At 67.7% G+C, this 10,819-nt stretch carries 14 protein-coding genes and 1 pseudogene; 10 read left to right on the top strand and 5 right to left on the bottom strand.

Annotated elements, in window-relative coordinates; genetic code table 11:
• Positions 1 to 815: tRNA (adenosine(37)-N6)-threonylcarbamoyltransferase complex transferase subunit TsaD (tsaD, locus tag ABYX71_RS07515; protein WP_372695893.1), on the bottom strand; the 815-nt coding region annotated here is incomplete at its 3' end.
• 133 nt (positions 816 to 948) lie between these two features.
• Here tsaD and rpsU point away from each other — a divergent pair.
• The 3 genes from rpsU to ABYX71_RS07500 all read left to right on the top strand — a co-directional run bounded on the left by rpsU (position 949) and on the right by ABYX71_RS07500 (position 2,306).
• Positions 949 to 1,179: a 30S ribosomal protein S21 gene (gene rpsU, locus ABYX71_RS07510; protein WP_372695892.1), complete on the top strand. Its 231-nt coding sequence runs from the start codon at positions 949 to 951 to the stop codon at positions 1,177 to 1,179.
• Positions 1,180 to 1,184: 5 nt separating this feature from the next.
• Positions 1,185 to 1,631, top strand: a complete 447-nt coding sequence (locus ABYX71_RS07505) for a GatB/YqeY domain-containing protein (RefSeq protein ID WP_372695891.1) — start codon at positions 1,185 to 1,187, stop codon at positions 1,629 to 1,631.
• 66 nt (positions 1,632 to 1,697) lie between these two features.
• Complete coding sequence (locus ABYX71_RS07500) at positions 1,698 to 2,306, top strand: TIGR02281 family clan AA aspartic protease (RefSeq protein WP_372695890.1); 609 nt, start codon at positions 1,698 to 1,700, stop codon at positions 2,304 to 2,306.
• 9 nt (positions 2,307 to 2,315) lie between these two features.
• Here the strand turns inward: ABYX71_RS07500 and folE2 are convergent, their stop codons facing one another.
• Complete coding sequence (folE2, locus tag ABYX71_RS07495) at positions 2,316 to 3,134, bottom strand: GTP cyclohydrolase FolE2 (protein ID WP_372695889.1); 819 nt, start codon at positions 3,132 to 3,134, stop codon at positions 2,316 to 2,318.
• Positions 3,135 to 3,380: 246 nt separating this feature from the next.
• Here folE2 and ABYX71_RS07490 point away from each other — a divergent pair, with 246 nt between their 5' ends.
• Positions 3,381 to 3,554 carry a hypothetical protein gene (locus ABYX71_RS07490; RefSeq protein ID WP_372695888.1) on the top strand — a complete coding sequence of 58 codons (174 nt, stop codon included), beginning with the start codon at positions 3,381 to 3,383 and terminating at the stop codon, positions 3,552 to 3,554.
• Between the two features lie 18 nt (positions 3,555 to 3,572).
• On the opposite strand, the gene ABYX71_RS07485 is transcribed toward ABYX71_RS07490, so the two are convergent.
• Positions 3,573 to 3,926 (bottom strand): VOC family protein, encoded by a 354-nt coding sequence (locus ABYX71_RS07485; protein ID WP_372695887.1) that lies wholly within the window; start codon positions 3,924 to 3,926, stop codon positions 3,573 to 3,575.
• A 101-nt stretch (positions 3,927 to 4,027) separates the two neighbouring features.
• Between ABYX71_RS07485 and ABYX71_RS07480 the strand changes: the two genes are divergently transcribed.
• Positions 4,028 to 4,852, top strand: a complete 825-nt coding sequence (locus ABYX71_RS07480; RefSeq protein WP_372695886.1) for an ATP-binding protein — start codon at positions 4,028 to 4,030, stop codon at positions 4,850 to 4,852.
• 6 nt (positions 4,853 to 4,858) lie between these two features.
• Here ABYX71_RS07480 and ABYX71_RS07475 read toward each other — a convergent pair whose 3' ends face one another.
• Together ABYX71_RS07475 and ABYX71_RS07470 are read right to left on the bottom strand one after the other, a co-directional pair.
• Positions 4,859 to 6,124 (bottom strand): SRPBCC family protein, encoded by a 1,266-nt coding sequence (locus ABYX71_RS07475; protein WP_372695885.1) that lies wholly within the window; start codon positions 6,122 to 6,124, stop codon positions 4,859 to 4,861.
• Positions 6,125 to 6,270: 146 nt separating this feature from the next.
• Positions 6,271 to 7,086, bottom strand: coding sequence for a symmetrical bis(5'-nucleosyl)-tetraphosphatase (locus ABYX71_RS07470; RefSeq protein ID WP_372695884.1), 816 nt, complete (start codon positions 7,084 to 7,086; stop codon positions 6,271 to 6,273).
• Positions 7,087 to 7,317: 231 nt separating this feature from the next.
• Here ABYX71_RS07470 and ABYX71_RS07465 point away from each other — a divergent pair, with 231 nt between their 5' ends.
• From ABYX71_RS07465 to ABYX71_RS07445, 5 genes and pseudogenes are all read left to right on the top strand, one after another.
• On the top strand, positions 7,318 to 8,394 hold the full coding sequence (locus tag ABYX71_RS07465) for a hypothetical protein (protein WP_372695883.1): 1,077 nt from the start codon (positions 7,318 to 7,320) through the stop codon (positions 8,392 to 8,394).
• 21 nt (positions 8,395 to 8,415) lie between these two features.
• Entirely contained in the window at positions 8,416 to 9,498 is a 1,083-nt protein-coding gene (locus ABYX71_RS07460) for a phage tail sheath C-terminal domain-containing protein (protein ID WP_372695882.1), read from the top strand.
• A gap of 27 nt (positions 9,499 to 9,525) precedes the next feature.
• Positions 9,526 to 10,029, top strand: a complete 504-nt coding sequence (locus tag ABYX71_RS07455) for a hypothetical protein (protein WP_372695881.1) — start codon at positions 9,526 to 9,528, stop codon at positions 10,027 to 10,029.
• Positions 10,030 to 10,048: 19 nt separating this feature from the next.
• Positions 10,049 to 10,507, top strand: coding sequence for a hypothetical protein (locus ABYX71_RS07450; protein WP_372695880.1), 459 nt, complete (start codon positions 10,049 to 10,051; stop codon positions 10,505 to 10,507).
• A pseudogene (locus tag ABYX71_RS07445) lies at positions 10,488 to 10,819 on the top strand (hypothetical protein); the annotation flags it as partial. The gene ABYX71_RS07450 and the pseudogene ABYX71_RS07445, both read left to right, overlap by 20 nt.

Genomic DNA, 10,819 nt, shown 5'->3' with positions numbered 1-10,819 from the left:
TTGGCGCTGACCCCGCCGGCCACCACCAGGGCACTCAGGCCGGTCTGTGCCAGGGCGCGACGGCACTTGATCAGCAGCGTGTCGACCACGGCATCCTCGAAGGCCCGCGCGATGTCGGCGCGGTGCTCCGGTTGTGGATGCGCTTCGGCCAGCAGGCGCACCTGGGTCTTGAGGCCGCTGAAGCTGAAGTCGAGCCCGGGTTTGCCGGTCATGGGCCGGGGCAGGGTGAAGCGGTCGCTGTGGCCGTGCTCGGCCAGGCGGGCCAGTGCCGGTCCGCCGGGGTAGGGCAGGCCGAGCAGCTTGGCGGTCTTGTCAAAGGCCTCGCCGGCGGCATCGTCCACCGACTCGCCCAGGATGGTGTAGCGGCCGAGGCCGTCGACCTGCGCCAGCAGCGTGTGGCCGCCGGACACCAGCAGGGCCAGGAACGGAAAGCCCGGCGCGTTCGCCGCATCCAGCAGCGGTGACAGCAGGTGAGCCTCCATGTGATGGACGCCGACGGCCGGAATGCCCAGCGCGAAGGCCAGGCTGCGGCCGATGCTGCTGCCGACCAGCAGCGCGCCGATCAGACCCGGTCCGGCGGTGTAGGCGATGCCGTCGAGCTGTCCCAGGTCGACGCCGGTGTCGGTCAGCAACGTGCGCAGCAGCGGAACGGTACGGCGCAGATGGTCGCGCGAGGCCAGTTCCGGCACCACGCCGCCGTGCTGCGCGTGCAGTGCCACCTGGCTGTGCAGCGTGTGGCCGAGCAGGCCGCGTTGGCTGTCGTACAGGCCAAGACCGGTTTCGTCGCAGGAGCTTTCGATGCCCAGAACCAACATGGGGTTGCCTGGAAATTGGGAGGGGGCGGCGTGGCTTTCATCGCCACGGCAAGTGAAGGTAGAATTTACCTCTTTTTCGACCGTCGACCGTCAACCGGGCGGAGCCGGCGGGCCCTACCTTCGAGGACTTTGCATGCCGGTAGTTCAACTGCGCGAGAACGAACCCTTCGACGTTGCCCTGCGCCGCTTCAAGCGGACCTGCGAGAAAGCGGGTGTGTTGTCGGAGGCACGGCGGCGCGAGTTTTACGAAAAGCCGACGCAGGAACGCAAGCGCAAGGCGGCGGCGGCAGTCAAGCGGCATCAGAAGAAGCTGTCCCGCACCGGCCGTGGCGCGCGGCGCCCGCGTGGTGGTCGTCGGGGCTGAAGCCGGTGTCCGTGAAGCAACGCCTTGACGACGACGTCAAGGCGGCCATGCGCGCCCGCGAGCGCGAGCGCCTTGGCACGCTGCGGCTGGTCACGGCCGCGATCAAGCAGCGCGAAATCGACGAGCGCATCAGTCTGGACGACAGCCAGGTGCTGGCGGTGCTGGACAAGATGGTCAAGCAGCGGCGCGAGTCGATCAGCCAGTTCGAGGCTGCCGGCCGGGAAGACCTGGCGGCCAAGGAACGGGCCGAGCTGGAAGTGCTGCAGGCCTATCTGCCGGCGGCCCTGGCGCCGGATGAAATCGAGCGACTCGTCGATGACGCCATCGCCGCCAGCGGCGCGCAAAGCGCACGCGACATGGGGGCAGTGATGGCGCAGTTGCGCCCGCAGGTGCAGGGGCGCGCCGACATGGCCGAGGTCAGTCGGCTCGTCAAGGCGCGTCTGAGCGGCTGACGCCGGTTACGGCAGGGCGCTCCGAACATGTTTCGCTTCCTGCGTCCTGGTGTTTTCGCACTCCTATTGACCGGTAGCCTGGCCGCCGGCGCGACGCCGCTGGTGGAGTTGCAGGCCGTGCTCGGGCAGCGCGCCATGCTGCAGGTGGACGGCACGCAGCGCATGTTGCGGGTCGGTGAGACCAGTCCCGAAGGTGTGCGCCTGTTGGCGGTGTCGGCGGGGTCGGCACGCGTGCAGGCCGACGGGAAGGCCTTCGAGGTGCCTCTGGGCGGGCGTGTCGGCGGCGTGCTGGAGGCCGGCCAGACGCCGGCGGTGTGGATACACCGCGATGCCGCTGGCATGTATCAGGTGGCCGGCACCATCAACGGGCGGTCGGTGCAGTTCCTGGTCGATACCGGTGCCACGACGGTGGCGATGAACGACGCCACGGCGCGTGGCCTCGGCATCGACTATCGGGCCGGCGAACGCAGCCTGGTGGAGACGGCCAGCGGTATCGTCGAGGCGTTTGCCGTGAACCTGACGGAAGTCGCGGTTGGCGGCATACGGGTTCCCAACGTGCGCGCCATGGTCATTCGCGGCGCGCAGCCCAGCCGGGTTCTGCTGGGGATGACGTTCCTGTCACGCACGCGCATGGAGCACGTGCAGGACGCCCTGGTCCTGCGCCGACGCTACTGAGGCGGCGGCTCAGCCGGCGGCGACCGGCTTCTCGATCAGCGCGTAGGCCGAGTGGTTGTGGATGGACTCGAAGTTCTCCGCCTCCACCACGTAACCGGCCAGGCGGTCGTCGCGGTTCAGCGCGCCGGCGATGTCCCGCACCAGATCCTCGACGAATTGCGGGTTGTCGTAGGCTCGCTCGGTCACGAATTTCTCATCCGGTCGCTTGATCAGGCCAAACAGCTCGCTCGAGGCCTGCGCCTCGACCCGTTCGATCAGCTCCTCGATCCACACCGGCGTGCGCAGGTGCGCGGTCAGCGTCACGTGCGTGCGCTGGTTGTGGGCGCCGTAGTCGGAAATCTTCTTCGAGCACGGGCACAGACTGGTGACCGGGATCACCAGCCGGGCGGTCAGTCGCTCCTCGCCGCCGTGCACGATCTCGCCGACATAGCCGACCTGGTAGTCCATCAGGCTGGTGACGCCGGTTACCGGCGCCGCCTTGTTGACGAAGAACGGGAAGTTCATCTCGATGTGTCCGGCCCGTGCCTCCAGCCGCTCGCACATTTCGCGCAGCATCTGGCGGAAGGTGCCCAGCGAGATTTCCCGTTCGTGTCCGTTCAGGATCTCGATGAAGCGCGACATGTGCGTGCCCTTGAAGTTGTGGGGCAGGTGCACGTACATGTTGAAGCTGGCGACCGTGTGCTGCTCGACGCCGTTGCGCGCCAGGATGCGCACCGGGTGGCGGATGTCCTTGATGCCGACCCGGTCGATGTCCAGCTGGCGCGTGTCCGGAGAGCCCTGGACATCGGCGATCTGCGGCACGGTGGTCGACTCGGAAGGCTTGTTCATGGCGGGTTCCTGGCGGGCTGGCACGTCCGCCGATGGGGGGAGGCGGTGATGCGGCGCAATCACCCGGTTCCTGCCTGCAATGGGATGAATGTCGTCGATTGTACCGAGCGGGCCGACCGGTGCCCATCACGGTGCCGATGGGCGCGTGCTGCGCAAAGGGCGTATGCTGGGTTTGCCCCGGGCCGTGCGGCGACCGGTTTGGCCTCCGCCGTCTCGGGTGTGGACAACGCACTGGAGGAGGCTGCCATGGACGACGCAATCGTTCTTGCTCTGGCACTGATGGCCTGCGCCGTGATCATGATCTTCACCCTCGGGCCGTTCGGCGTGCTGCTCGGCGGCGTGCTGCTGCTGGTGGGCGTCGGTATCGGTATCGCCAAGGCGGTGTCGATCGTTGCCGGCCGGCGCCAGTTGCCCCACTGAGGGTGTGTGACGCGGGCCTCAGGCCCGTGCAAAGAACTGCACCACGTTGCCGGCGGGGTCGCGGCAGGTAAAGAAGCTGCCGTGATCGCCCATGCCGACGACCTCACTCACGGCGATGCCCTGGGCGGTCAGTTCGTCGCGCGTGGTGGCCAGATCGTCCACTTGCAGTACTACGGTGGCATTGCTGCCGGGGTCCACCTGACCGGGCGCCGGAGTGGCGATGGCCACCTGCGTGCCACCCACATCGAACTGCGTCCACTTGTCGCCGTCCTTGAACTTGACGTTCAGACCCAGCGTGTCGCGGTAGAACGCCACCGCGGCATCCATGTCCGGCACCACGTAATACACGTTGGTCACTTTGCTGATGGCCATGCTCTTCTCCTCACGGTAGACGGCCGCATTGTCCCACGGCGACCGGGTGGGGCTGTGGGACAATTGCCGGCCGCCGCCGTTACACCAGCCGTGCTTTCGCCATGAACGTCGCCATCAAGCCGCCGCGCAGCCTCGTGACCGCCACCGCCGAGGCGATTCGCGATTTCGACCTGATCCGCAACGGCGACCGCATCCTGGTCGGCGTGTCGGGCGGCAAGGACAGCCTGTCGCTGCTGCACGTGCTGCTGCATCTGAAGGCGCGCGCGCCGGTGCGTTTCGAACTCGGGGCCGCCAACATCGACCCGCAGATGCCGGGCTACGACCCCAGTCCGCTGGCGGATTACGTCCAGGGCCTCGGTGTGCCGTACTACCAGGCCACCTACAGTCTGGCGCGTGCGGCCAAGGGGTCGTTCGAGGGTCGTACGCTGTGCGCGTTCTGCTCGCGCATGCGCCGCGGCAAGCTGTACGGCCTGGCACGCGAGCACGGTTACGGCACGCTGGCGCTGGCGCATCACCTGGACGATGTGGCGGAAACGTTTCTGATGAACGCCTTTTTCGGTGGCAAGCTGCGCGCTATGCCGGCGGGGTACCTGAACGACGACGGCGACCTGCGCGTGATCCGGCCGCTGGTCTACGCCCGCGAACGGCAGACGGAGGCGTTCGCGCAGAACGGCCCGCTACCGGTGATTCCGGACAACTGCCCGACCTGCGATGCCTCGACCCGCCAGCGCCAGCAGATGAAGGCGCTGCTGCGCGGCCAGGAAGCTGCCAACCCGCGTCTGTTCACGGTGTTGCGCACCACGCTGGCGCCGTTGCTGCAGGCCGAAGCGACCTCGGGTCTCACGCTGCCGGACGCCACCCAGGTGCTGGTCGACTTTCGGTCACCGGCTCCGGCCGACACAGCCGAAACCGTGCCGGCCGAATAACCTGCGTCACACGCCCATCATGCGCCGGTAGCCGTTCCAGAAGCCGCGCACCGGGTCTTCGCTGGCCAGAAACGTGGTGTCGGGCGCCACGCCCTTGCCGCCCATCTCGATGATCGCCTCGGCGCCGCCGTCCTTGGCGATGCCCTGCTGCACGATCTCGATGGCCAGGCCGTCCTCCATCGACACCAGGCCGGCCGGGCCGATCAGGTTGATCTGCTTCAGGCGCATCTCGGTCAGTTCGGGGTCTTCGTCGGCATAGGCGAAGAAGGTGTAGTGCACGGTGACCCCGTCCGGCCCGTGCGGCTCGAACTGGCGGATGTTCAGGACGTTGGCGATCTGCTGCAGCATCATGATCGGGAACACGTCGATGATCACCAGATTGACGCCGTCATCCCACTCCATCTTGCCTTTCAGAAGGCTCATGTCCTCCAGGGTATAGGTGCCTTCCTGGTAGGTGTGGCTGGCTTCCTTCATGCCTTGCTGGCGGGCGGCTTCGTCTTCCTTGTCGACGTAGGTGTAGAAGCAGGTCTGCAGGCCGCTCTCGTCGATGTGCAGCTGGCCCTTCTGGCTGGCGCGGAACAGGCCGAAGGTGGCGAAGAACAGGTGCAGCAGACTGGCGTGGTAGCCGTCGCGCGGGTTTTCGGCGTACAGCTTCCAGTTGCCGCGCATGTGCTGGTGCTGATGGCCGAGGACCTTGATTGGGCGGTTGAAAATGCGGCGCATGAACTTCGCCACATGCGGTCCCACGTACTGCTCGAACGGCGGTGTCTCGTCGCTGAAACTGGCGAACAGCACGCCGCAGAAGTTCTCGAGCCGCAGCTTTCTGGGACGCACGGCGTTCATGTCGAAGTCGGCCGGCATGCCGCCCTCACCGCCGATGCCGCGTGCGAACGGAATTGCGATCAGCTTGCCGGTGAGGTCGTAGCCCCACTGGTGGTAGACGCAGTAGAAGCTGTCGGTGTTGCCCTGCTTGTCGAGACAGATCTTGGCGTTGCGGTGCGCGCAGCGGTTCACCCACGCGTGGAGGCTGCCATCGCGGTCACGGCTGACGATGACCGGCGTGTCGGCGATCTGCACCGTCTTGTAGTCGCCGGGGTTGGGTATCTCCGCCTCCAGGCCGACGAAGTTCCACACCGGCCCGCGGAAGATGCGCTCCTGCTCCAGGGCGTAGATGTCCGGGTCCACGAAAACCCGGCCGGGTACGCGGGTGACGCTGTCTGATTGGCCGGGCCAGTCGAAAGACAGGCCGGGTGGGCGCTGGATGGCGTTCATCGCAAGTTCTCCTCGTACGCTAAGGTGTAGTCACAAACCATCCGTGGCGGTATCGGCCGAGGCGTCGCCGGTCATGGCGTCGCCGGTTCGCGGTCGATCCTTCAAGCCATCATGGCCTGCACCGTGGGCCAATGGTAGCCGCTTGATCAACGGCCGTGCTGCGGGCAGTCCACACTGACCCAACGCCGCTCCTCCAGGCACAGGGCGCTGAGCGTCCGTCCCCAGACACAGCCGGTATCCAGCGCAAATACATCGTCCGTCGCCACCATGCCTACGGTGGACCAGTGGCCGAACACGATGGGCGTGCCGGCACTGGCGCGTGTCGGCAACGCGTACCACGGCAGGAAGCCTGCCGGTTGGCTTCCCGGCGGCCCCTTGGCGCGCATGTCGTACGTGCCATCCGGCTGGCAGAAACGCACGCGGGTCAGGTAATCGGTGATTACCCGCAGGCGCTGCGGCCCCTGCAAGGCATCGTCCCAGCGGTGCGGGGTGTTGCCGTACATGTGCCTGAAATAGCCGTCCGGATCGCTCCGCAGGGCGCTGCTCACCTCGCCGGCGCGGGCGGCGGCGGCACGGATGTCCCAGCTGGGCGCCAGGGCCGCGTGAACCATGGCCACGTTCAGGTCGGGGTCGTGATGGAACAGTGGCCGCTCGCGCAGCCACTCGAGCAGTGCGGCACGGTCGGGAGCGTCGAGGATCTCCTGCAGCGTGTCGCCGCGCTTGAGGCGGCCGTGACCGGCCGCCACCGCCAGCAGATGCAGGTCGTGGTTGCCCAGCAGACTCACCGCACCGTCGCCCAATGCCCGCACGAACCGCAGTACGTCCGCTGACCGCGGGCCGCGGTTAATCAGATCGCCGACCAGCCACAGACGGTCGCGGTCCGGGCGAAACCCGATGCTGCGCAGCAGCGTGCGCAATTCGTCGTAGCAGCCCTGAATGTCGCCGATCGCCCAGGTGGCCATGGTCCGTCGCGGTAGTGAAGGGTGCTGAGGAAAGTAACGGCTTTGCGGGTCTCTGTGCACTGGTTGACAGCGCGGTGGGGTTGGCGGTCGGCAAGATAACCAGGACATGCAGTTCGGCGGGCACGCCCCAGCACGTGTTCAACAGGCAGGTGTCGGAATGCCGGCGGTTCGCGGCCTGTGTCATGTGTCGCGGCGATCTGTTCGAGTGGTATCAGCAGTGGAGATAGGGAGTTGACTGACCCGGTCGCAGTCGCTGCACTGGGCGCGCTTGATCAGGCGATCAACGGCATTGCCTTGCCGGCACCGCCACCGAGCCTGTCGCACCGGCTGCGGGTGGTGCCCAGTGCCGTGCGGCACCGGGGGCTGGGTGGCTACGCCGGCGAGCACGCCGAGCCGCGCGGCGCCGTGGTGGCGCGCTGCGTGCGGGCGGTACTGGATGTGCGTGTGGACGGCGGTGCCGAGCAGGCGGCGGCGGATCATCTGCAGTCGGTGGTCAGCGCTCTGCTGACGCAAAGCAACGCCGATTTGCGTGGGCGGGGCATCGAACGCCTGGCCCTGAACGACCAGATGCCGCCCGATCCGCGCCGCGCTCAGTTCGAACTGAGCTTCGAGTACCTGCACCTGCCGACCTCCTCCGAGGGCCGGATCGACACCCTGGATCTGGCGTTCGATCTCAATCACACGCCGTACCGCGCGCGTTACCGTTTCGATCTGGCCACCCGGACCCTGGCCGGCGCGCCGCAGCCGCTGAGCCGGTTCATGGCCAGCGACGATGCGGCGCTGAATGCCGGGTCGCCGCCCGGCGACTGGGTGTTCGATGCGGCGGGTCAGTGCATTGTGCAGAACGCCGCCACCCAGGGCGGTCCACTCGACCTCGGCGATCCACACAAGGCCGGCTCGCAGCTGCTGTGGCGGGTCAGTGGCGTGCCGCTGGCGTCGTCGCGCTTCATCGCCAGCATCGAGTTCGATGCCACCAGTCCGGATGGCATCGGCATCGTGTTTGGTCGCTCGGGCACGGCACGTTGGCATTTCCTGGCCTCGCAGCGGCACGGCTATCACCAGTTCGGCCGGTTCGACGGCGAAGGTGGGTGGCACACGCTCGGTGCGGTTGCGGCGGGTTTTGCCACCGGTGTCCGCCACACGCTGACCGTCACCGCCTTTGACCACACCGTGCGCGCCAGCCTGGACGGCGCGCAGACGCTGGACATCCACACCGACCTGCCGGTGCCGGCAGGCGAGCTTGGCTTTTTCACGCAAGGCAACGCCGGCGCGCGCTTTCACCGCGTGCGCCTGATCGAACTCTATTAGTCACTGCCCGGAGGCCGCGCAATGGAAGAAAATTTTGCGGAACAGATCATTCCCGGCACGTTTATCCGCGTGCAGGCGGAAGGGCTCATCGCCCCCAAGGGCGTGGCCTACGGCAATGTCGGCATCGTCGGTACCGCCGCGGCGGCGGCCGGGGTCACCAACGCACTGGGTACCACGCACATCCTGTCCAGCCTGGACGATGCCGAGGCACTGTGGGCGCCGGCCGATCCGGTCTCCACCGGGACACTCAACCTGATGCGCGGGCTGGAACTGCTGTTCCGCAATGGCGCAACCACCGTGTATGCCCACGCCGTGGCGGCCGGCACTGCCGATTTCAGTGATGCCGTGGATGAACTTCTCAAGGAGGACATCAATCTGCTGGTGGCGCCGGAACTCGATACCGCCGCCGCCACGGGGCTGCTCAAGGCGGCCGTGAACAGCGCCGAGACCAATGCCCGCGACGTGATCGGCATCGTCGGCTCCGACCTTGCCGCCAGTGCCTTGCCTGCCGACGTGATCGCCCAGGCCAATGCCGACAAGCGGCTGGTCCTGGCCACGCCGGCGGTCTATGGGCGTGATCCGGATGGCAGCGACGTGTTGCTGCCGGGGCAGTACACCGCGGCCGCCGTGGCGGGTCTCGTCGCTTCACTCGCACCGCAGGCCAGCCCCACCAACAAGACCCTGGCCGGTGTCACCCGACTGGGCCGCAAGTACGGCTACGGCGAACTGAAGGCGCTGGTGTCCGGCAACGTGCTGGCGCTCGAAAGCCGCCAGGGCATTCGCGTGGTACGCGGCGTGACCACAGAGGGCGCGGCGTTTGCCCAGATCACGACCCGACGCATTGTCGATTACGCCAAGGCCGGTATTCGCAACGTGGCCAATCCATTCATCGGGCGTCTGAACAACGAGCGGGTGCGCAAGGCGCTCAACGGCGCGCTGGACAGCTTTCTGTCCACCATGCTGGTCGACGAGCAGCTCACCGGCTACACCCTGGAGGTGAAGGCGACCCGTGCCGACGAAATCGCCGGTCGCTGCGTGGTGAACGTGGCCCTGCAGCCGACATTCAGCATCGACTACATCCGCGTCACCCTGGCGCTGTCCTAAGTCCGCGTCACAGCGAGGAGTATCGTCATGGCCAATACCAGTGTCTTCACCGGAGCGGATGGCTCCATCACGCTGTCGACGGTGGCCGCCAACGGCCGCGAGGCCGAGGCCGCCCAGGGCATCATCGATGGCAACGACCTGGTCACCATCGGTCGCGCCACCGGTGTCTCGCTGGAGGTGCGCGCCGAGGTGCGTCCGTTCCACGAACTCGGCCAGCGGTACGCAACCGAGCTGCGTCCGGGCAACGTGTCGGTCCGTGGGACCATCCAGCGAGCCTATCTGAACGGCGCGCTCCTGCGCCTGTTGCTCGGGGAGGCCGCCGACGGACGCCCGGCCCAGTCGTGGGCGCAGCCGGCATTCAACATCACGCTGCTGGCGGAAAACGCCGCCGTGCCCGGCGTCAGGTCCACCCTCACGCTGCACGGTGTGAAGCTGGACCAGTGGTCCTACACGTTGCCGGAGGACGACTTCGTCATGGAGTCGGCGGCGTTTCAGGCGCTGTACCTGACGGTCGCCGACGAGGGCGCCTGAGCGCGTTCGGAACGGTCCGATGCTCAGTGCCGACGAACTGCTCGCCGGGGGCGCGCTGACCCACGAGGTCGAGGTGCCGCCGCAGCTGCTCGGGCCCACCGCGCCGCCGGATGGCCGCGTGCGTCTGCGCCCGCTGACGGTGCGCGATCTGACACTCATCGCCCGTGCCGCCAAGGACAACGACCAGCTGCTGTCCGCCCTCATGGTGCAGGCCGCACTGGAAGAGCCCGCATTGACGCTGGCGCAGGTCAACGCGCTGCCGGTGGGGGTGCTGGAACACCTGCTGCAGGCGGTCAACGGCATCAGCGGCATCACCCTGGAAGAGGAGAGCCTTCAGGCGGCCGCGGCCGACCCGCTGGTGCGTGCTGCGCATCTGCTGTCGGCCGAATTCGGCTGGACACCGGACCATGTTGCCGGCCTCACGTTGGGGCAGATGCTGGTACATCTGGAGCTGATTCGTGAGCGCCGTGAAGGGTGAGGCGGGCGGCGCACCGCTGCCCGGTGTCCGTGCCGTAAGGCAGGCCCTGCGCCGGCTCGCCGCGGTCGGGGTGGTGGATGCCGTCGCGACAGAGCGCGCGCTGGCGGCACGCCTGGCGCTGTTCGATCGGGCGCCGTCGGCGACCTTTTTCGACCCGCTGGCACGAAGCCCGGTCGCGCCAGTCGCCACGCGCGTCGCGCCGGCGTCCCAGGCCAGTCGCCAGGCCGTGGCGCAGGGGCAGGGTGGGGGCGCCCGCCGGGCGCAGGCGGCGCCGGCCAGCGCCGCGCGTCCGGCAGGGACCGGGTGGCAACC

Source organism: Immundisolibacter sp. (assembly GCF_041625615.1).
Lineage (GTDB): Bacteria > Pseudomonadota > Gammaproteobacteria > Immundisolibacterales > Immundisolibacteraceae > Immundisolibacter.
Note: the sequence above shows the minus strand (reverse complement) of the source record. Positions and strands in the feature narration are given on the sequence as shown.